The sequence below is a fragment of the Arthrobacter sp. UYEF3 genome, from assembly GCF_040546245.1.
Classification (GTDB): Bacteria; Actinomycetota; Actinomycetes; order Actinomycetales; family Micrococcaceae; genus Arthrobacter.
Map to the genome: position 1 here is coordinate 16,121 of NZ_JBEPNK010000030.1, position 20,999 is coordinate 37,119.

Consider the following 20,999-nt stretch of genomic DNA (forward strand, 5'->3'; position numbering starts at 1 on the left):
CCTTCGGCGGCCGGGTCGTTTGGAGGTGTAGCATATCGGCGCATTTACTACGGGACGCATCTGGGTGTTTTTGGTCGGGGTCAAGTCCATTTGCTTGGTGTATCGAGGTTGCCGCCTGATTCTTGAAGTTGTTTAGGTGCTGAGCGCCAAGTCGGGGTTAGTGTCCTCCTTCGTGGGTTTGGCGGTTTCGGTGCCGACGGTTTGGGCTTGCTGGCTGAGGTAGCGGCGGGCTTCGATCCATTCATCGTGCTGTTCGGCCAGCACAGCTCCGACGAGCCGGATCAACGCGGTGCTGTCCGGGAAGATGCCCACGACGTGGGTGCGCCGCCGGATTTCCCTGTTCAGGCGTTCCTGCGGGTTGTTGGATCAGACTTGCGATGACCAGAACCAATCCGGACCCACCTGGCCAGTGGTCATCGCCGTCGTGTCAAAAACGACCTTAATGTGTAGCTCCAGTAGTCCATAGAGTCTGCTATCCTCCGTTGAAACGTTGTCCTGGAACCCGCTCACAGAATCGTTCCACCCAAACCCAGATGATTTCCCGTGGATACACCACCATGAGCCAAGGAAAAATAATGCTTGAACGATCCGATGACCACGACTTTAGCTATGAGCTCCATGAGGGTTCACCAGTTCGTATCCAATGGCACTTCTATGGTGAATCGGAGCTGCCGGTCGCGGTGCAGACCTGGGAACTTCCGCCTGGCGGATTCGAAGGTATGCATGCCCATACTGAGAATGACATCCCGCTGGAGGAGATCTATATCGTCATCGAAGGTGCCGGACGCATGCGTATCGATGACGAGACCTTCGACTTAGCTGCGGGAGATTCGGTGTTAGCCCGTGTTGGGACGAGCCACGATTTGCGCAATACCGGCGACGGGCCGCTAAAGATACTGGTCGTGTGGGGAAAACCAGGGACAGCGGACTATTCGGATTTCGGCTCCGCCAAGCTGGCACAGGCCGCACGTGCACTCGATGTTCCACAGGCTAAGCCTGCATAGCGCCTCCCTTCGATGTTAGTGACCGCTAGGGCCTCATCGGCGACCACCAGGTCCGCCCGGGCTGTGATCCCGGTTTCGGTAAGGTCAGCAGGGCGGCGTTGACCTGGTCTTGGGCTCTGCTCTGGTCCTCCATGGTCAGGTCCTGGCCTTCGGTCCAGTCGTGGCCGATGAAGTGCATGAGTTCCACGGCAGCGCCGGTCGCGACGGCGAGGTCGCGTGCCTGCTCCAAGAAGGCTGCGCTGTGGGGTGTGGTGTCGATGGCGACGAGGATGCGGGAAAACATGGTCTCTCCTGGTTGGAAGGGCGGGGCTGGCGGGGTGGGGTGGTCAGTTCAGTCCGGTGGCGTATTGGAGTCCGAGGCTGGTCAGGGTGACGATGATCCACAACAATGCGCCCAAAAGAAGGGGCTTGGTCCCCGCGCGGCGGAATCCGCCCAGGTCTGTCGACAGGCCGATGGCCGATAGTGCGACGGTGATCAGGAAGACCGAGAGTGTGCTCAAACCGGTGTGGGCGGCGGCGGGGATCAGGCCGAGGGTGTTGATGGCGGCGATGAGGAGGAACCCGATCAGGAACCAGGGCACGAGGCGGAACACGTTCACCCGGGCCCGGGGTGCCGATCCTGTTCCGGCAACCTCGCCGGCGGGGGGCCTTTTCCCGGTTTGTTTGAGGCGCTGTCCGGCCCAGGCCGCGAGTCCAAGACAAATGGGGATGATCATCAGGGTGCGGACAAGTTTGACGACGACGGCGAAGTTGGCGGCGGTGCTGCCGTACGTCGTTGCGGTCGCGACGACGGAGGACATGTCGTTCACGGCGGTGCCGGCAAAGAGTCCGAAGGCGTGCTGGCTCATTCCGAGAAGATGACCGATAAAGGGGAAGGCCGGGATGGCGGCGATGTTGAATAGGAAGATTGTGGAGATCGCGTAGGCAACGTCAACGCTGACGGCGCCGATCACCGGGGTGACTGCGGCGATGGCGGAGGCGCCGCAGATGCCGGTGCCGACTCCGATGAGGGTGCGCAGGTCCCCGACGATTCCGAGCCAGCGGCCCAGCAGGTAGGCAGCAAACAGGCAAACCACCAGGGTGCCGAGCATGACGGGCAGGGATTCCAGGCCGACCTGGGCGATCTGGGACAGGGACAGTTGGGAACCGAGGACGACGACGGAGAGCTGCAGGATGAACTTGCCTGCGGTGTTGATGCCTGGTCGTAGTCGGTCTCGGGGTTTGATCAGCGCGGCCAGTGCCACGCCGATGACGATGGCGCTGACCGGGCCTCCCACCAGCGGAACGAAACGACCGATCACCGTTGCAACTACAGCGATCGCCACGGCCAGGGCCAGTCCCGGGGTCCTGGCTGCAGTCCCCGAACGCAGGCGGTGAAGTCTTCCCGTTCCGGGATGAGGGCTGCGTGCGATTTCTGTGCCGGTGGGTGTGTGCATGATTCCCATCCTCGCGTTCGCGCACTGCCGCCAGTAGGGGGCATACACTTGGGAGGGTACAAGTCCCGCTTGTGTCAGCGGGTGACATGAATGAGGGAGGACCGGCCCTGCTGAGCCGCGAATGCCGGAATTGTCAGCATTGGAAATGCTCGTTACCGTCCGGGACTGGGAAGCCTGTCAGCCGCCGCTGCCCTACTTGGCCTGTCCCAGCAGGGAGTGTCCTCACGGATGAGGGCACTGGAGGAACGGATCGGATCCCCACTGCTGAACAGATCCCCGAGTGGGTCAAACCTAACGGGCACCCGTGCGCTGGTCGCCGGCTGGGCTGCTGATGTGCTGGGCGCGGCCGAAACCCTGGACACCGGGATCGCTTCCTTGCGCAGATGCACATTCGGGCCGGAAATGCGCAAAAATCTGGTATCCGTCACACCGGAGAAGCATCTGTCTGGAAGAGACCGCGTCCGCTGAAATCCAAAGAATCGACTCATCGGGCATGACGGCCTCGACTGTTCCTTTGCGGACAAATCTACCGTATTTCCAGATTTCAACGCGCTGCCCGAGAGCTCGTTGCCAATCTGGTTGCAGGTGAAGATCCATTCTTGCTCTCCTCAATGTACGCCAGTTGATGTTCCAGGTCGTTGCGTGCGCCGGCGGTGAGGCGCCGTAGCCGTTGCGATTATTGATGATCCGGGTGATCATCCGGCGCCTCACCGCAGGAATTTGGGGCAGTATCGACTGCCGGTTATATGGAGCGTTGTTCCTGCCCGTTGTAGGCGCTGAGTGGGCGGATGAGGGAGTTGGCGGCGGCTTGCTCCATGATGTGCGCCGTCCAGCCCGTTATGCGGCTGGCTACAAAGATTGGCGTGAAGGCGAGAGTATCGAAGCCCATGAGATGGTAGGTGGGCCCGGTGGCGTAGTCGAGGTTGGGATTGATGGCCTTGGCCTCGTCCATGGCCCGCTCAAGACCGTTGTATAGGCCCAGGATTTCGGGCCGGCCGTAGTGGGCGATCATCTTGTCCAGGGCGGCCTTCATGGTGGGAACGCGGGAATCGCCGTGCTTGTAGACGCGGTGGCCGAAGCCCATGACCTTCTTCTTTTGGGCCAGGGCATCCTCCATCCAGGCCTTGGTCCGTGCCGCCGCCTCCTCGAGGGACTCTTCCTGCCGGATGCCGATCTCGTCGAAGGTATGCATCACGGCTTCGTTGGCTCCGCCGTGCAACGGACCTTTCAGGGCTCCGATGGCTCCGGTCACTGCGGAGTGCAGGTCGGAGAGGGTAGAGGTTACCACCCGAGCCGTGAAAGTTGAGGCGTTGAAGGAGTGCTCCGCGTACAGGATCATCGACACGTCGAAAGCCTGGACGACATCCTCCACGGGTTCTTCGCCGAACGTCATCCACAGGAAGTTGGCCGAGTAGCCCAGGTCATCCCGGGGTTCCACGACGGCCTGGCCGCGACGGCGTCGTTGGTCGTAGGCCACTACTGCCGGCATCGCCGCCCACAAGTCTGTAGCCTTCTTCAGATTCGCTTCGGACGAGGAGTCTTCTGCCAGCTGGTGCCGAGCTCCCAGCACGGAGGTGGCCGTGCGGCAAACGTCCATGGGGTGGGTGCCCGCGGGCAACGCATCGATTATGGCCTTGACCGCAGGGTCGAGTTCACGGCATGTTTTCTCCGTGTCGGTGAACACGACGAGTTGGTCTTGGGCCGGCAGTTCGCCGTTCCAGAGCAGGTAGGCGACCTCTTCGAAGCTGCAATTGGCGGCGAGCTCCTGCACCGGATACCCGCGGTATAGGAGGGAGTTGGTCTCCGCGTTGACCTTGGAGATGGCGGTGTGGTCCACCACGACCCCGGCGAGGCCCTTTTTGATGTCCGTGTCAGTCATGCTGAATTCCTTTGTGCAGTCCTGTGAACTAGCCTGTGGTGGGGATCTGGAAGTTGAAGACGCTGGAATCGAATTTGTTGTAGGCCTCGTAGTCAACGAGGTCGTAGAGGCGGGCCCGCGTGAGCATCTCGGGCACACGTACTTCCTGGGTTCCGAGACGCTTGAGCGTATCCAAGACCCGTTCAGCGGCGCCCATGGCACTACGGAGCAGGGTGACCGGGTAGATGACCATGTTCACGCCGACGTTCTGAAGCTGGTCGACAGTGAAGAGACCGCTTTTGCCGAACTCGGTCATGTTGGCCAGGATCGGCACGTCCACCGCGTCCCGGATTGCTCGGAATTCGTGCAGGTCTCGCATGGCTTCGGGGAAGATCGCGTCTGCGCCGGCATCCACCAGGGCGCGGGCTCGGTCCTTGGCTGCTTGCAGGCCGTCGGTGGCGCGGATGTCGGTGCGGGCCATGATGAGGAAGTTGGGGTCCCGCCGGGCGTCGGCGGCGGCCCGGATGCGTTTGGTGGCGGTGTCGAGGTCGACGACGTTCTTCCCGTCGAGGCGGCCGCAGCGTTTCGGGTTGAATTGATCCTCGATGTGCAGGCCGGCCAGGCCGGCGTTTTCCAGTTCCTGGACGGTGCGGGCCACGTTGATGGGTTCGCCGAAGCCGGTGTCGGTGTCGGCGTCGACGATCGAGGGCAGGTCCGTCATTCGGGCGATCTGTCCGGCGCGGGTGGCTACTTCGGTGAGGGTGGTCAGGCCGATGTCGGGCAGGCCGAGGTCGTTGGCGAGGACGGCGCCGGAGATGTAAACGCCTTCAAAGCCTTTTTCCTGGATCAGCCGGGCCGAGAGCGGGTTGAAGGCGCCGGGGAACTGGACAATGGTCCCTGCTGTGAGTAACTCCCAAAACCGGATGCGCTTCTGCTCGGGCGTGCTGCTGGAGTACAGCATTTAGAACAGTCCCTTCGGTGCAGCCGCCCGGTCGATGACGCCGGGCGCGGCGGTGATGTTGAGCTCGTCCAGTTCGCCGGCGGCGAGGTGGGGGAGGCGTTCGACGGCGGCGAGGAACCTGTCGATCTCGGCCTCGGCGACGAGGCCGGCGGCGAGGGTGCGGAACTTGGAGATGTATTGCTCGCGGGCGAACGGCCGGGCGCCCATCGGGTGCGCATCGGCGACGGCGATCGACTCGGTGATGACGGTGCCGTCCGCCAGGGTGATCTCGACCGTGCCGCCGAAGGCCTTCTCGGCAATGTCCAGCGAGTGGTAGCGGCGGGTCCATTCCGGGTCCTCGACCGTGGTCACCTTATGCCACAGCTCCACCGTGTCGGGGCGGGCAGCGCGCTCCGGGGCGTAGGAGTCCACGTGGTGCCAGGTACCGTCCTGCAGGGCGACCGTGAAGATGTAAGGGATGGAGTGGTCCAAGGTTTCCCGGCTGGCCGTCGGGCTGTACTTCTGGGGATCGTTGGCACCCGAGCCAATCACATAGTGCGTATGGTGGCTGGTCCTGATCAGCACGGATTCAACGTTTTCCGGGTCCGTGACTTCGGGGTGCTCCCGGTGCAGCTTGCGGGCCAGGTCAATCCAGGCCTGCGCCTGGTACTCCGCGGAGTGCTCCTTCGTGTAGGTGTCCAGGATGGCCCGCTTGGCTTCGCCGGCTTCGGGCAGCGGCACCGTGTAGGAAGCGTCGGGGCCGTCCAGCATCCAGGCGATGACGCCGTCCTCGCCTTCGTAGATCGGCACCGGGGAGGTCTGGCCGCGTATGGCGCGGTCCGCGGACTCGACGGCCATCTTGCCGGCGAAGGCCGGTGCGTGGGCCTTCCACGTGGAGATCTCGCCCTTGCGGGACTGCCGCGTGGCGGTGGTGGTGTGCAGCGCCTGGCCGATGGACTGGAAGATGGTCTCGACGTCGAGGCCCAGAAGGGTGCCGATGCCGGCGGCGGCGGCGGGGCCGAGGTGGGCCACATGGTCGATCTTGTGCTTGTGCAGGCAGATCGCCTTGACCAGGTTGACCTGGATCTCGTAGCCAGTGGCGATGCCGCGGATCAGGTCCTGGCCGCTTGCGCCGACGTGCTGGGCGACCGCCAGGATCGGCGGAATGTTGTCGCCCGGGTGGGAGTACTCCGCCGCGAGGAAGGTGTCGTGGTAGTCCAGTTCACGCACTGCGACGCCGTTGGCCCAGGCAGCCCATTCCGGGGCCACACGTTCCCCGATGCCGAACACCTGGGAGCCCTTGCCGCCCGTGGTGGGGCCATGGGTCAGTGCCTGCGCACGGGCCGCAACGATCGGGGCCCGGTTCAGGGACGCGATGGCCACCGAGGCATTGTCGATGATGCGGTTGATCACCATGTCGGTGACTTCGTCGCTGACCTCCACTGGATCTGCAGCGACCTGGGCGATCTTGTAGGCGAGCTGCTCCTCACGGGGGAGGTTTTCTTCGCTCTTGTAGACGCGGACGTGGTGTTCCTTAACCATGGTGCTCCTTATTGGCGAGGTACATGGGCGGGCTTTTGACGTGTGAAAGTCCGCGGTGCAAGTGCAAGTGGTCGCGACTTCGGTGAGTCTAGGGTTCCCGGCAGCTATCGCTTCGGCGATCGTGGCATGCTCCGCGGTGGCAGCCACCCGGATGGTCGTCGGCGGCGAGCCGTCGCGCCCGCACCGGGTGCACCCTTGACCGGCGCGTCGCAACAGCTGACGCGCATCACCGGGTCACCAGCCAGAATTGAGCCCGGAACGTTTAGCGTTCGAGTTCACGCCCGGCTCAGCCGCACAGCGTTTCGCGTCACGGGACAAGCACAACCTTTCCTTGAACGTCTCCGTCCTCGAGTCGCTTCAGGCCCGTCCGGGCCTCGGCGAGGGGCAGGACCGAGTCGATCTGGGGGCGCAGCCCGGTGGTGTCCAGCAGCGAAAGCAGCTCCTCCAGCTCGTCACGAGTGCCCATCGTGGATCCCAGGACTCTGAGCTGCAGGAAGAAGACACGGTTGAGGTCGGACGGTGGGTTAGGCCCGCTTGTCGCGCCGCAGGTCACGATGGCACCCCCGGGTTTGAGGGACTTCATCGAGTGAGACCAGGTCGCCTGCCCGACATTGTCAATGACGGCGTCCACGCGTTCGGGCAGGCGGGCCCCGGGTTCGAACGCCTGGTTTGCACCGAGCTGTATGGCGGCTGCTCGCTTCGCTTCGGAGCGTCCCGTAACCCAGACACGGAGCCCGGCGGTCTTACCCAGGGCAATAGCGGCCGTGGAGACGCCGCCTCCTGCGCCCTGGATCAAGACGGTCGAACCCGGAGTGAGGCGGAGTTTGACGAACAGCATCCTGTAAGCCGTGAGCCAGGCGGTCGGAAGGCAGGCTGCCTCCTCGAACGTCAGCGACGCCGGTTTGCGGACAAGATTCCTGCGGGGCACGAGAACCTTTTCTGCGAGGGTCCCGTCGTACACCTCCGACAGGAGGGAGCGCTTGGGGTCGAGAGTGTCGTCGCCCATCCAGCCGGGCGAGGAGATGACCGAATGGACGACGACTTCGTTGCCGTCTTCGTCCACTCCCGCGGCATCGCCTCCCAAGATGATCGGAAGCTGATCTTGGCGGATCCCCACTCCGCGCAACGTCCACAGGTCGTGGTGGTTCAGCGCGGCTGCTTTGACGGTGACCGTGGTCCATCCTTCACGTGATTGGGGGTCTGGTCGTTCTCCCACTGCGAGCCCGGAGAGGGGGTCATCGGGGTCAATCTTGTTGGCATATGCGGCAAGCATGTCGGGCCTTCCTAGTGTCTTCGAGTCTCGTCGATTTCGGTGACCGTCGCAGGTCTCGGGAACTGGACGGGTACAACGCTGGTCCCGCCTGTGGCGGATTCGTTTGAGGCCACGGCCCCCAATACGATAAAACCGTGGCCTCTTCGGCTGGAGGACGACCCAAGAAGGATCGCGGGGACAACGCTGAGCCTCCGGCCGAGAGCGAACCTTGCGGCGGAGAACAAGGGGTCCCGTCCGAAAGCCGGCACTCCTGTCGGCGCGGGGCGGGTGCGGTCGCGTCGGTAGTGTTGGAGGGGCTTTTAGAGGTGTGAACGGTATCTGCTGTCGCGCCAGGAAAGGGCTGCTTTGAGTCCCCCTGTCTTGGCGATCGCATCGAATTCCTGCTGTTCCGGTGTGTTGGCGCTGTTGATCAGGCAGGAGACGTCGACGTTGGCCGCAACCGCTGCCCGCAGCCCCTGGGCCTCGTACGCCCGGGTGATTGCCTGCTTGGTGAGCCGCAGGATCGGCAGCGGGGTCGGTGCGATGCGCAGCGCCAACTCGCGCGCGGAACTTTCCAGCTCGTCGGCCGGGACCACTCTGTTGATCAGGCCGAGCCGGTGGGCTTCTTCGGCGCTGATCCGATCGCCCGTGAAGAGGAGTTCGTTGGTCTTCTTCTGGCCGATGATGAACGGCATGAGCAAGGTCACTGGCCCCGAGCCGTACTGGATCTCGGGTTCTCCGAACTGGGCGGTGTCGGATGCGACGATCAGGTCACAGGCCATCGCCAGTTCGCAGCCACCTGCCAGGCAGTAGCCCTGGACGACTGCTATGGTCGGCTTGGGGAGGGCCCACAGGCGCATCGTGAGGTCGACGTCGCGTTGGAGGATTGGCTGCCACTCCAAGGCGGTCTCGGTACCGTCCTCCATTTCATCGGTGATGTCGTAGCCGGCGGAAAAGGCCCGGCCGCTGCCGGCCAGGATGACGACTTTGACGGCGTCGTCCGAGGCGGCCTGGTCGATCCTGCCCTCCAGTTCACGGAGCATCTGGGAGTTGATGGCATTGAGCTTGTCGGGGCGGTTGAGGGTGATCCGGGCAACTGGGCCGGCGACTTCGTAGAGGACCGTGTCAGACATTGCGGTTTTCGATTCCTTTGGTGGGTGCTGGGTGGGTTGCGGGTCCGTCGGACCGCCATCTGGGTTCGCCGGTCGGGCTGAACCCTTCGAATCTTGATGTCCCCCAAGAGGGGCTGCGGTCTTTGTCCACGAGAGCGGCGCGGACACCTTCGATGAAGTCCGGGGTCTTGATCACTTCTCTGGCCACTTCCAGTTCGGCGGCGAGGCATTCGCGCAAGGACTGCTGGGATCCCCGTGTGAGCAGCTCAAGGGTGATCTGGAGGCTCTGGGGCGAGAGCCGGGCCAGCGTATGACGAGTCTTCGCAGCCCATTCCTGATCGACTGTGGCGGCTAGCCTCGCCTGGATCTCCGGTAGCGTCGGCGCGCCGAAACACCAGTCGATGTCGGCGCGGTGCCGTGCGAGTTCGCTCTCGCCGACCGGGGAGGGTCCCCCTAACGAGCGCAGAATCTCCTCGATCGGGCGCCCGGAGCGGTCCTGTTCGATTGCCGCTGCAATCCCGCCGAGCCGGGTGCTGGCGACGAAGTGGGTCGCTAGGCCGCAGTAGAGGGCGTCGGCGGGGCCGAGCTGGGCGCCGGTCAGCCCGAGGTAGGTGCCCAGGGCGCCCGGGAGTCTGGGCAGAAAGTAGCTGGCGCCGATGTCGGGGAAAAACCCGATGCTGGTTTCCGGCATCGCGAGCAGCGCATTCTCCGTCACGACCCGGAAGCGTCCGTGGGCTGAGAGGCCGAGGCCGCCCCCCATACAGATGCCGTCGATGAAGGACATGATCGGGACGGGGTATTCGGCGATTCGTGCGTTGAGTTCGTACTCGGTACTGAAGAAGCGCGCGCTCGAGACTTCGTCGCCGGCCTGGCTGTGACGGGCGATGGTCCGGATGTCGCCGCCCGCGCAGAATGCCTTTGGGCTTGCTGATCGCAGGACGACAGCCGCGAGTCCGGCGCTCTGCCAATCTGCCAGGGTGTTGCCGATCCTCTCGACCATTTCGGTGGTGAGTGCATTGAGCGCGCCGACCCGGGCGAGCGTGATCGTACCGAGACGACCCCGGGCTCGGGACTGGACCGTCTCGGGATCGGCGATGATGTCTGCTGTGGTGGTCATTGGTCACCGCTCACTCGTGGGTGGACATGGGATTTGGCGCCCCGCCCGGCCGTTGTTGGGTGGGGGACTGAGGTCTGGCGCGGATGCAGAACCCGGCCCCTTCCGGAACTGAGGCCGAGATGCTGATACCGACCTGGGTATCGTCGTCAAGGGCGCCGGCGCCGAGGCGCACGGTGCATTGGAGCACAATCGAGGCAACCATAGTGTGGCTTCTTCTGGCGGGATCAGCGGTTGGAGAAGTCGGGCTTGCGCTTTTCGAGGAAGGCTGACATGCCTTCCGTCTTGCCCTCCGTGGAGAATGCGGCGTGGAAGAGCCTGCGCTCGAAGCGCAGCCCCTCGCGGAGGGGGGTTTCGAACGCGGAATTGACGGCCTCCTTGGCCAACAGCACCGCGGTCCTGGAGTAGCCTGCGATCTTCCGGGCCACGGAAAGGGCCTCCTCGATCAGGTCATCGGCCGGCACCACACGCGCCACGAGGCCGATGCGCTCTGCCTCCGCAGCGTCGATCGTCCGCCCCGTCAAAACCATGTCCATGGCCTTGGACTTGCCCACGGAGCGGGTCAGCCGCTGGGTGCCGCCTGCTCCGGGCAGGATGCCGATGGTGATCTCCGGCTGGCCGAACTTGGCGGTGTCGGCGGCAACAATGAGGTCGCAGCTCATTGCAAGCTCTGCCCCGCCGCCGAGGGCGAAGCCTGCCACGGCGGCGATGATGGGCTTCCGAGTGGTGGAGGCCCGCTCCCAGCTGGCGGTGATGAAGTCCTCAAGGTAGACGTCGGTGAAGGATTTGGGCTGCATCTCCTTGATATCGGCGCCAGCCGCGAAGGCCTTGGCGCTTCCGGTGAGTACCACGGCAGCGACGGTCTCGTCGGCTTCGGTGGTGTCCAGAGCTGCCGTGAGCTCCCGTGTGAGTCCCTCACACAGGGCATTGAGCGCCTCCGGCCGGTTGAGCGTGATCAGGGCAACGGGGCCGCGGCGCTCGACGAAGAGGTACTCGTACTCCGGCTCGTCGTTCTCGGCAAGCGAGGTGTGGTCAGCGATGTCTGTCATGGTGGTTCTCTCCTGTGGGTAGTCGTCTTATTCGGATCGCTCAGTTCAAGAAGCGGGGTCGAGGATGATTCGCGCGTCGAGGGCTACGGTGCCGCCAGGGGTCGCAGCGATCGGGTTGCACTCGATCTCTGCGATTTCAGGGTGGGCGGCGGCGTAGGCGGACAGGGTGGAGATCACCTCCGCAGCCGCATCGAGGTCCACCGGGGGCGTGCCGCGGAAGCCGGTCAGGAGGGCCGCGCCTCGGAGGGACAGCAGTAGGGCCTTGGCTTGGTCGCGCGTGACCGGGCCGAGCGCGCAGCGGGTGTCCTTGAGCAGCTCGGTGTAGATGCCGCCGAGTCCGACGAGCACGACCGGGCCGAAGACGGGGTCCCTGCGGACGCCGACGATCAGCTCCACGGCCTGGGAAAGATCGGCCATCTCCTCGATCGAGCACAATGGGGGACGAAGCCTCCCCTGAACGTCGTTCCAGGCCTCGAGCAGGGAGGTGCGATCGACGATGTTCAGGATTACGCCGCCATTGTCGGACTTGTGCTCCTCGCCGAGGGCCTTGAGAACGAGAGGGTAGCGCAGGCTTGAAGCAGCGGCCTCGAGCTCATCCAGTGTCGAGACCTCGACCGCCCGGACGAACGGAATCCCAGCCTCGGCCAGCGCCCGTCGGGCGGGCCCATAGCCGGTGTCCGTCAGAGGCTCGGCGCTCTCGGGCATCACGGGGATCGGGTAGACGGTTCCCTCCCGCCGTCCGGCCAGACGGCTCAGGACCCAGGAGGCGTGTTCGACGTTGCGGTAGACGGCAACCCCGCTCTCCCGCAGCGCACGCGCGGGAGCGGAGTCGGGGAACATCGTCTGTGCAATGAAGCTTGCGCCGGTTCGGGAAACCAAGGCCCCGATGTCCCGGCCGGCCTGCGTCTCTGCCGGGGCCAGTGCAGGATCGTAGGCGCTGTAGCCACCGAAATAGCCCGTCATGAGCACCGCATCGGTCTCTGTGCTCCCCAGAAGCTCTACCAGGACGCGCGAGAAGCAGGTGATATCCTGCTCACCGCCGCCTGCGACGTCGATGGGATTCGACACCCCTGCGGTGGGCGGAAGCTGATGGGCCACCGCTTGGGACAGCTCGGGCGAGAACCTCTCGACCGCCAGTCCCGCGCTCTCGAGGCTGTCGCTCGCCAGGGAGGCATGGCCGCCGCCGTCGGCCAGCACGCCAACGCGCCGCCCAGCCAGCGGCCCGGTCCGCACCAGGGCCTGGAGCAGGTTTGCCATTTCGAGTGGACTCGTCACGAGCTCCGTCCCGGTCGCTTCGCAGAGGGCCTCCAGCACTGCCCCCGAGGTCACCATCGAGCCGGTATGCGAGGCAGCTCCGCGGACGGATGCGGCCCCGCGCCCGACCGAGAGCAGGACGACGGGCTTGCCGGCCTCCGCGGCGCGCGCGACTGCACGGGCAAACTTGCGGCCGTCCTGGAACCCTTCGCAGTAAACCGCGATTGCCGCGGTGCCCTCATGGTCCACGCAGCTGTCGACGAGGTCGGCGACGTCGAGGTCCGCGCAGTTGCCCAAGCTTGCAAACCGTGCGACACCAAGACCAGCCTCAGAGAGCTGCCCGGCCAGGTCGATGGCGACATTGCCGCTCTGGGAGACGATCGAGATGGTGCCCGCGGCGAAGTTGTTGACCGTGGCGTCCAGACCCGTGGTGTTGTCCAGGACGCCGAGGCAGTTCGGACCAAGCATCGGGATACCCGCCTCACGGAGCCGCCCGACCAGTTCCTCCTGGCGCGCGAGTCCCTCCGCCCCGGTTTCGCCCAAGCCTGCCGTGATCGCCACGATCGCTTTGACCTTCGCCTCGATCGCATCCTCGACCGCGTCATAGAAGCCAGCAGCCGGCACGGCGATCACGGCAAGGTCCACCGGCCCGGGCGCCGAGACCAGGCTCGGGATCGCCGGATGGCCGAGGATCTCCGGGCGCGTTCTGTTGACCAAGTGGACAGGACGACTTCTGGAATCGCGGAGCGCCCGCACGGCGAGCCAGTTGCCGTACTTTGAGGGGTCGTTACTGGCGCCCACGATGGCGATCGAAGACGGCGCGAAGAGGGCCGTGAGGTCACGGGTGGCGGGAGCGGCAACCGCTAAAGAGGTCATCAAGCTTCTCCAATCGGCAAAGGCGGGCCATCGACCCGGGAGACGAATAGTCACGCCTCGAATGTGACAATAATAACGAATTATTGGAATGTCAATCTCCGGCGGAGGTTTCAAAAGTCATCCTTGACGAAAACAATAATGACTTATTATTGTGAGGTCTATCACCGCTGGCTTGGCTCGACGAAGCGCCCAGGCGTACCGATCCACTGCATCCCAGCGACACTTCCGACAACGAAGGAGTTGCCCTGATGACTTCAGAAGACAGAATCAGCCCCCCGACACCCGGCCCCTTGGCGGCGATCGAGCGCCGCTCCATCGGCTATGTGCCTTTGCGTGAGCGACACGGAAAGGTCTGGCACCTGTTCCCCGTGTGGTTCACCGGGGGCGCCCAGCTGGCGACCGTTGCCACCGGCTTCATCGGGGTGTCAATGGGAGCGAACCTGCTGTGGTCCATGATCGCAATCCTGCTGGGGTGCGCCTTCGGAACATTCTTCATGGCATTCCACTCCACCCAGGGGCCGCAGCTCGGGCTACCGCAGATGATCCAGTCACGGCCGCAGTTCGGCTACATGGGCGCACTGCTCGTCTGGGGCGTTGCCCTGATCAGCTACGTGGGCTACAACGTCTTCAACCAGGTGCTTGCCGGCGACGCGCTGCACGAGATCGCCGGCGCCCCCTCGACGCTGAGCTATGTGGCCGTCACTGTGGTTGCAGGCGCCATCGCCCTGGCCGGGTATGACTGGATCCACCGCATCCAGAGATGGCTCTCGCTTCCCCTGATCATCATCCTTGCGGTGATCACTGTCGGCTTCTTCGCGGTAGTGCGCCTGCCGGACAGCGAGTGGTCGCTTGCGGGGTTCAACACCCCGGCCTTCCTGGCACAGTTCGTAGCGGCGGCGGCATACCAGCTCAGCTGGGCCATCTACGTCTCGGACTACTCGCGCTACCTTCCTCCGAATGTGCCGATCCGCTCCACCTTCTGGAGTACCTACACCGGGACATTCCTCGGCGGGGCGTGGACGATGCTCCTTGGTGCCGGGGCCGCCGCCCTGAACGCGAAAATGGATGTCATCCCGGCGCTGCAGGCGTTCGGGGACCAGATCTTCCACGGCTTTGGCACCGTGATCCTTATCGTGTCGCTGCCTGGCCTGGTCACCATCTCCGCGCTGAACTTCTACGGTGGGTCGCTCACCCTGCTCAGCGCGCTGGACTGCTTCCGCAGGTTCGAGCCCACGAGGGTCGCACGCGTGGTGTCCCTCGCGCTGATCGCGGGAGTAGCGCTGATGCTCACCCTGGCGGCATCGAAAAGTTTCATGGAGAACTTCGGCGCGTTCCTGGCGATCCTGTTCTACCTGTTCACGCCATGGACAGCGGTAAATCTGGTGGACTTCTACCTCGTCCGGCACACCCACTACTCAATCCGTGAGATCTTCAATCCTCGCGGAATCTACGGGCGATGGAGCTGGCGGGGCCTCACAGCATACGCCGTCGGATTCATTGCGATGATCCCCTTCTGGAGCACCACCTGGTACACGGGCCCGGTCGCCGAAGCATTGGGGGGAGTCGACATCTCCGTCGTTATCGGGCTCCCGGTGGCCACAGTCGCTTACCTAATCGCATGCCGTTCACTCGACACAGACGCCGAGCGGATCCTCGTCGCGCAGGCGGACGCGGACCTCGAGCCCTCGTCAGACACACCTTCCGCGGAAGCGGTCACGCCCGGGGGAAGCGCCCTGGACTGATACCCCGACCGCAGCTTCGCGTGGTTCCTGCTGATCCCTAGGTTAAGAAGCTGCGAGGTCCTCTTCAAGCACCGCGGCCCGGTGCAGGCAAAGAAATATTTCGCCTGCACCGGGCCGCCTGCTGCCACTGCCTATCCCCGAGGGTTCGCTGGACTGCCATGGGTGGGCTGGAAGTCGTAGGACAGCAGCGGGCCGGCGGTCTCCTCGATAAGCCGAACGACGTACGGCTCGTCGAATTCGTAGAGCTGAAGGGCTACCGCCACCATCAGCCCGTCGATCATGACCATGAGGGTGTCGACCACCTGCTCGAGCGGAAGCTTCGGCTCGAAGGCGCCGGTTTCGATGCCGTTGTTGATGGCATCCCGAAGCGCAGTCCTCCAAGCGTCATAGGTGCGCTCGATCATCGGCATCATCATGTCGGCATGCCGCGTGGAGGAGGCGCAGGTCTCCACCCACTCCTGGCATCTGGCCCGGTTCGCGATGGAGCCACGCAAGAGCGCGGCGACGCGGGCCGTTGGGTCTTGAAGCCCGTCGGCGAGTGCAACGAACTCCGCCGCCCTGCGCCAGCTTGCGTCGCTGAGCGTACCGTATACGAGTTCGTCCCTGGTCTCGAAGTAGTGCTGGATCATACCGATCGAGACGCCGGCCTTCTTGGCCACATCGCGGAGCCTGAGGCCGTCGAAGCCATGTTCGGCGATCAGGCTCTCCGTCGCGAACATGATTTGCCGCTTACGCGGCTCCACCGTCTCAGTTGCCCGCGGCAGTCCTTCACGAGCAGGACCCCCCGAAGTCGATCTTTCAGTCACCATGTCCACGTCTTCCCTCCGACCAGTAGAGTCCTAATAATCATCTACTATTTTTCTGCCCTGGGCACAGGTATGGCCACAGAATGTTGGGCCGTGGAAGAGATCTCCGATGAGGTAGCGTTGAAGCTGGCAGCCGTCTTCGCAGTGATCTGTCCCTGCCGACGGAGGGTGCTCACGTCCGTTCATGGCTCTGTTGATTCCGCACACCCAGCAGACACCCCACTACGCAGCCCAGAGGTAGTCATGCCCTATGACCAGCTCGAGCAGGGCGGATTCCCCTGCCCGGGCTCTGGCAAGCCGCTGGTGCTCAGCGGGGACGGCAATCCAGTAAGTGCGCTCGATTCTCGTCTCTTCGATGACCCGCACCAGACGTTCGTCCTGCGCCGCAACGAAATCCGGGAGGACGGCAACGCCGAGACCGGCCACGACCGCCATCCACTGGCCGGTGACGTTGTTGGTCTGGATCGCCGGGCGCACACCCGGGAGCGCCGTGTCGAGGAACCGCAGGGCCGGGATGTCCAGGAGAGAGTCGACGTAGCCGATGATCGAATGCCCGCCCAGATCGGCGAGACTTTCGGGCCGGCCGGCACGCGCGAGGTAGCCGGAGCTAGCGTAGAAGCTCAGCCCATATCCCGCCAGAACCCTCGACAGTACACCCCTGGTCGTCGGCTCCTCGAGCGCGATCCCGACGTCGAACTCGCGCGTGGCCAGCAGGTTCAGGCGCGTCGCCGTGACGATTTCGATCGTGAGGTCCGGGTACGCGGCCCGCAGTGGGCCGAGCCCAGGGGAGAGCACAAAGGCCCCGAAGCCGTCCGGGGCGGCAATCCGCAGGGTGCCCGACAGTCGCCCGCGGGCCGACCCAAGCTCCTCGGAAGCGGCCAGGAGCGAGGATTCGATCGCCTCGGCGTGGACCACCAGCCGCTGGCCTGCCTCGGTGAGCCCCCAACCGCTGGGTGTGCGGTCGAACAGGCGGGTCCCCGCGGACCGTTCCAGCTGTGTCACCCTCCGTCCGACGGTCGTATGCTCCACGCCCAGCCCCCTTGCAGCCGAGACCAGTCTCCCCGTGCGGGCAACCTCCAGGAAGAAGCGAAGATCATCTGATTGGATCATGCCCCCAGCTTAGGGGTCGGTGTGCATTTGTGCACAGCCATGGGCCGATCTGCTTCTTGTCGGGGAAGTCCTTCGCACAGAGACTGGAAGTCGCTCCCGGTGCTGTGGATCCCGCGCCCGGGCTTCACCACTATTCCGGAGGTCCTTTTGCCTTACCATGTCGCACTGCCGCGAATCATGAAGGTCGGCGCAGGCGCCGTCCAGGAACTGGGCGACGTCGTTGCCGAACTCGGCGCACGTCGTCCCCTTATCGTCACCGATCCATTCATGCAAAAGTCCGGGACCGCCGACATCGCCCTCCAAGCCCTGCGCGAGAGCGGCTTCGAAGCTGCCGTCTTCGCCGGCACAGTCCCCGACCCCACAACCGACTCGCTCGTAGCCGGACTCGATGCTGTCCGTCTCCACGAGGCCGACGTGCTGATCGGCTTCGGCGGCGGAAGCTCTATCGACACCGCCAAGGCCTTGGGCCTGATGTCCATGCAGGGCGGTCCCATGCGCCAGTACAAGGCACCAAGACGGAACATCGGCCCCTCCCTGCCGGTCGTCGCAGTCCCGACCACGGCGGGAAGCGGTTCCGAGGCGACCCAGTTCTCAATCATCAGCGACTCCGAGACGAACGAGAAGATGCTCTGCGCCGGCCCGGCGTTCCTCCCCAGCGCCGCCGTAGTGGACTACGAACTCACCCTCTCGATGCCCGCCCGGCTCACCGCCGACACAGGCGTCGACGCGCTCACCCACGCCATCGAGGCCTACGTGAGCCGCAAGAACAACCCCTTCTCGGACGGCTTCGCGCTGGCAGCCATCACCGCGATCGGCCGGAACCTGCGCATAGTCTGTAAAGACGGGTCGAAGCGGGAGGCCCGGGAGGCAATGATGCTGGCCGCCACCCAGGCGGGGATCGCCTTCTCGAACTCGAGCGTCGCCCTCGTGCACGGGATGAGCCGACCGCTCGGCGCGCACTTCCACATCGCCCACGGGCTCGCCAACGCCATGCTGTTCCCTGCCGTCACCGAATTCTCCATCCGCGGCGCGGAAGGCCGCTACGCCGACTGTGCCCGCGCCCTCGGCGTCGCCGGCCCCCATGACGATGACGCCACGGCTGCCAAAGCCCTCGTGGTCGAACTCCACGCCCTGAACGAGGACCTCGACGTCCCGACGCCGCGGTCCTACGGCATCAGTTCGGACGACTGGCACCGGCTGATCCCCCTCATGGCCGAACAGGCACTCGCCTCCGGGTCCCCGGCCAACAACCCCGTCATGCCGGAGGCAGCCGAAATAGAAGAGCTCTACACCAAGATCTATGCCTGAGCACTCTCTCGGGCTGACGAATAATCACCCCCGCAACAGGAGCAAAAATGACTATTAAGACAATTCCACATTTCCTCAACGGCGAAGAGACCAGCGGCCTCGGCGAGAAGACTCAGCCGGTGTTCAATCCGGCAACCGGCGAGCAGACCGGCGCGCTGTGCCTCGCGGACCGGCAGGACCTGGAGACCGCGGTCGCAGCCGCGAAGAAGGCCTCCGAATCCTGGGGCGACATCTCCCTCGCAAAGCGCACCGCGGTCCTGTTCAAGTTCCGCGAACTCGTCGCGACCCATAAAGGCGAACTCGCCGCGATCATTACAGCAGAGCACGGCAAAGTCCTCTCTGACGCCAAAGGCGAAGTCGAGCGCGGCTTGGATGTCGTCGAGTTCGCCTGCGGGATCCCGCAGCTGCTCAAGGGCGAATACTCCGACCAGGCCTCCACTGGGATCGACGTGTTCTCCTTCCGCCAGCCCGTAGGAGTCGTCGTCGGAATAACCCCGTTCAACTTCCCCGTCATGGTGCCGCTGTGGATGGCGCCGATGGCGATTGCCACCGGCAACACGTTCATCCTCAAGCCCTCCCACAAGGTCCCCTCGGCCGCCCTGATGCTTGCGGACCTGTGGAGGCAGGCGGGCCTGCCCGAGGGCGTCTTCCAGGTCCTCCACGGCAACCGGGAGATTATCTCCGGCCTGCTGACCCACCCGGACGTAGACGCGGTCTCCTTCGTCGGCTCAACACCGGTGGCCAAGCACATCACCGAGGTCGCCACGGCCCACGGCAAGCGCGTCCAGGCCCTCGGCGGGGCGAAGAACCACGCCATCGTCCTCCCGGACGCTGACCTGGACCACGCCGCCGACCACCTCGCCGCCGCAGCGTTCGGCTCCGCTGGCCAGCGCTGCATGGCGATCTCGGTCGCCGTCGCCGTCGGCGACGCCGCCGACCTGCTGGTGAAGAAGGTCGAAGAGCGCGCCCGTGCGGTAAAGGTCAAGAATGGCACCGAGGCCGACGCCGATATGGGCCCGGTCATCAGCCCGGAATCCAAGGCGTTCATCGTCAAGACCATCACCGAGGCCGAGCAGGCCGGGGCGGCGATGGTCGTGGACGGGCGCGACCTCGTGGTTCCCGGCCACGAGAAAGGCTTCTGGGTCGGCCCCACCGTCATCGACCACGTCAACTCCGAAATGAGCGCCTACACCGAGGAGATCTTCGGCCCCGTCCTGGTCGTCGTCCGGGTCGAAAGCCTCGAGGCGGGCATCAGCCTCATCAATGCCAACCCCTACGGCAACGGCACCGCGATCTTCACCACCAACGGCGCTGCGGCCCGCAAGTTCCAGCGTGAGGTCCAAGTGGGCATGGTCGGGGTCAACGTCCCCATCCCCGTCCCGGTCGCCTATCACTCCTTCGGCGGCTGGAAGGCCTCCCTGTTCGGCGACCAGCACATTTACGGCCCCGAAGGCGTCTCCTTCTACACTCGCGGCAAGGTCATCACCCAGCGCTGGCCTGAGCCCGCCCACGCCTCCGGCGCCTCCTATAACTTCCCCTCCAACTGAGGCCGAGGTGAGCAGAGACTGTCGCTTGAATGTTTTGTGCCGTGAGGCGTGATTTCGAGTGGAGGTGAAGACCTTCGACGCCTGCCTCGTCGCACCGACGGGTGGAGCTGAGGCAGCCCGCTCCAGTTGATACCGGGATCGGCGCGAGCAGCCCCAACAAAAGTCGAGACGTGGCCAGCCATGCCAGATCCCATGGGCCCGGTGCGCGTTGCGGAGAGAAGCACGTAAGAAAGCGTTGTTACCTCTGTCAACGCGACACCGGCCCTAAATCTGGTGGATCAGGCCCGGACGCATCGCGCACCGTCGACGTTGCCGGCGGGGAGGCGAGGCCCCGAGGACGGCATGGGACCTGGGCCAACTCTGTAAAGCCTGGACTCCTAAGGGCCATATCCTTTCGTTGATGAAATAGCGCGCCGAATCAGAGTCGCTTTCCGCTACGATTCACAATGCTGGGCCTCGACCAGCCCTGAACAAAGCGATCGTTTGTCTGGATAAAGGATCCTTTGCTGAGATGTCCTCCTAGACACGCGTCCTTGGGTCGTATCCTGTGCGCCGTGGATTTGGCTGCGTGAAAGCCTCAACTGCCATGCCGACAACGGCCGGGACCCCCAGGCACGTGTATCAAGCGCAAGAACTTTATCGCCGGAACCTCGTCAAGTGTGAAGCCTTCCGCCGATATTTCCGTCCTCTCTTTTCTTGCTCTCCGTACATGCGAACAGCCTGTTGCGGCGCCCTGGACGTCCCTGGAGATGCAGAGGCCAAACGGGAAGGTAGAGAGTCCAGGGTGGACCGGATGGCGGCGGCCTTGGTTGTCCATAGGGCATCTGACATAGGGCAGGCGGCTGGCTCCAGGTCGATGACCGCTCGCTGAAGGCCTGGCCGGCTGCGCTCATGTAAGCGCCTTTCCTTCTGAGCAGGGCTGCCGTGCGGTGTGGAATGGCCGGCGACAGGTCCACTAGTCCGAAAATGAGGTGACCTGCCCGTGGTAGGTGCGTGGGTGGATATCCGGAGGCGACATGGAGCCTCCGGTGGTTTTGAAAATAGAAGTC

Annotated in this window: 18 protein-coding genes and 1 pseudogene; 4 read left to right on the forward strand and 15 right to left on the reverse strand. The window is 64.4% G+C overall.

Features of this window, described 5'->3' with window-relative positions; genetic code table 11:
* Positions 1–132: 132 nt before the first annotated feature.
* Positions 133–366: pseudogene (locus ABIB14_RS16540) on the reverse strand (transposase); the annotation flags it as partial.
* A gap of 209 nt (positions 367–575) precedes the next feature.
* Here ABIB14_RS16540 and ABIB14_RS16545 point away from each other — a divergent pair.
* Positions 576–1,004 carry a cupin domain-containing protein gene (locus tag ABIB14_RS16545; RefSeq protein WP_354237000.1) on the forward strand — a complete coding sequence of 143 codons (429 nt, stop codon included), beginning with the start codon at positions 576–578 and terminating at the stop codon, positions 1,002–1,004.
* 25 nt (positions 1,005–1,029) lie between these two features.
* Here the strand turns inward: ABIB14_RS16545 and ABIB14_RS16550 are convergent, their stop codons facing one another.
* From ABIB14_RS16550 to ABIB14_RS16610, 12 genes are all read right to left on the reverse strand, one after another.
* Positions 1,030–1,287 carry a universal stress protein gene (locus ABIB14_RS16550; protein WP_354237001.1) on the reverse strand — a complete coding sequence of 86 codons (258 nt, stop codon included), beginning with the start codon at positions 1,285–1,287 and terminating at the stop codon, positions 1,030–1,032.
* A gap of 43 nt (positions 1,288–1,330) precedes the next feature.
* Positions 1,331–2,440 carry a YeiH family protein gene (locus ABIB14_RS16555; protein ID WP_354237002.1) on the reverse strand — a complete coding sequence of 370 codons (1,110 nt, stop codon included), beginning with the start codon at positions 2,438–2,440 and terminating at the stop codon, positions 1,331–1,333.
* A gap of 291 nt (positions 2,441–2,731) precedes the next feature.
* The gene (locus ABIB14_RS16560) at positions 2,732–3,139 is read right to left on the reverse strand and encodes a hypothetical protein (protein WP_354237017.1); all 408 of its coding nucleotides are present in this window, start codon (positions 3,137–3,139) and stop codon (positions 2,732–2,734) included.
* Positions 3,140–3,182: 43 nt separating this feature from the next.
* Positions 3,183–4,319 carry a bifunctional 2-methylcitrate synthase/citrate synthase gene (locus tag ABIB14_RS16565; RefSeq protein ID WP_354237003.1) on the reverse strand — a complete coding sequence of 379 codons (1,137 nt, stop codon included), beginning with the start codon at positions 4,317–4,319 and terminating at the stop codon, positions 3,183–3,185.
* A 28-nt stretch (positions 4,320–4,347) separates the two neighbouring features.
* Complete coding sequence (gene prpB / locus ABIB14_RS16570; RefSeq protein ID WP_354237004.1) at positions 4,348–5,259, reverse strand: methylisocitrate lyase; 912 nt, start codon at positions 5,257–5,259, stop codon at positions 4,348–4,350.
* The gene (locus ABIB14_RS16575) at positions 5,260–6,780 is read right to left on the reverse strand and encodes an MmgE/PrpD family protein (RefSeq protein WP_354237005.1); all 1,521 of its coding nucleotides are present in this window, start codon (positions 6,778–6,780) and stop codon (positions 5,260–5,262) included.
* 307 nt (positions 6,781–7,087) lie between these two features.
* A complete protein-coding gene (locus tag ABIB14_RS16585) occupies positions 7,088–8,053 on the reverse strand; it encodes a zinc-binding dehydrogenase (RefSeq protein ID WP_354237006.1) in 966 nt (321 codons plus the stop codon).
* A gap of 299 nt (positions 8,054–8,352) precedes the next feature.
* Positions 8,353–9,165 (reverse strand): enoyl-CoA hydratase/isomerase family protein, encoded by an 813-nt coding sequence (locus ABIB14_RS16590; RefSeq protein ID WP_354237007.1) that lies wholly within the window; start codon positions 9,163–9,165, stop codon positions 8,353–8,355.
* A complete protein-coding gene (locus tag ABIB14_RS16595; RefSeq protein ID WP_354237008.1) occupies positions 9,158–10,261 on the reverse strand; it encodes an enoyl-CoA hydratase/isomerase family protein in 1,104 nt (367 codons plus the stop codon). Before ABIB14_RS16595 ends, ABIB14_RS16590 begins: the two co-directional genes overlap by 8 nt.
* A gap of 10 nt (positions 10,262–10,271) precedes the next feature.
* Positions 10,272–10,463 (reverse strand): hypothetical protein, encoded by a 192-nt coding sequence (locus tag ABIB14_RS16600; RefSeq protein WP_354237009.1) that lies wholly within the window; start codon positions 10,461–10,463, stop codon positions 10,272–10,274.
* 22 nt (positions 10,464–10,485) lie between these two features.
* The gene (locus ABIB14_RS16605) at positions 10,486–11,307 is read right to left on the reverse strand and encodes an enoyl-CoA hydratase (protein WP_354237010.1); all 822 of its coding nucleotides are present in this window, start codon (positions 11,305–11,307) and stop codon (positions 10,486–10,488) included.
* 45 nt (positions 11,308–11,352) lie between these two features.
* The gene (locus ABIB14_RS16610; protein ID WP_354237011.1) at positions 11,353–13,437 is read right to left on the reverse strand and encodes an acetate--CoA ligase family protein; all 2,085 of its coding nucleotides are present in this window, start codon (positions 13,435–13,437) and stop codon (positions 11,353–11,355) included.
* A 248-nt stretch (positions 13,438–13,685) separates the two neighbouring features.
* Here ABIB14_RS16610 and ABIB14_RS16615 point away from each other — a divergent pair, with 248 nt between their 5' ends.
* Positions 13,686–15,179, forward strand: a complete 1,494-nt coding sequence (locus ABIB14_RS16615; protein WP_354237012.1) for a purine-cytosine permease family protein — start codon at positions 13,686–13,688, stop codon at positions 15,177–15,179.
* Positions 15,180–15,310: 131 nt separating this feature from the next.
* On the opposite strand, the gene ABIB14_RS16620 is transcribed toward ABIB14_RS16615, so the two are convergent.
* Both ABIB14_RS16620 and ABIB14_RS16625 read right to left on the reverse strand, forming a co-directional pair.
* Positions 15,311–15,898 carry a TetR/AcrR family transcriptional regulator gene (locus tag ABIB14_RS16620; RefSeq protein WP_354237013.1) on the reverse strand — a complete coding sequence of 196 codons (588 nt, stop codon included), beginning with the start codon at positions 15,896–15,898 and terminating at the stop codon, positions 15,311–15,313.
* Positions 15,899–16,207: 309 nt separating this feature from the next.
* Positions 16,208–17,095, reverse strand: coding sequence for a LysR family transcriptional regulator (locus ABIB14_RS16625; RefSeq protein WP_354237014.1), 888 nt, complete (start codon positions 17,093–17,095; stop codon positions 16,208–16,210).
* 99 nt (positions 17,096–17,194) lie between these two features.
* Here ABIB14_RS16625 and ABIB14_RS16630 point away from each other — a divergent pair, with 99 nt between their 5' ends.
* Together ABIB14_RS16630 and ABIB14_RS16635 are read left to right on the forward strand one after the other, a co-directional pair.
* Positions 17,195–18,403: an iron-containing alcohol dehydrogenase gene (locus ABIB14_RS16630; RefSeq protein ID WP_354237015.1), complete on the forward strand. Its 1,209-nt coding sequence runs from the start codon at positions 17,195–17,197 to the stop codon at positions 18,401–18,403.
* 47 nt (positions 18,404–18,450) lie between these two features.
* Positions 18,451–19,950 (forward strand): CoA-acylating methylmalonate-semialdehyde dehydrogenase, encoded by a 1,500-nt coding sequence (locus ABIB14_RS16635; RefSeq protein ID WP_354237016.1) that lies wholly within the window; start codon positions 18,451–18,453, stop codon positions 19,948–19,950.
* Positions 19,951–20,999 lie beyond the last annotated feature (1,049 nt).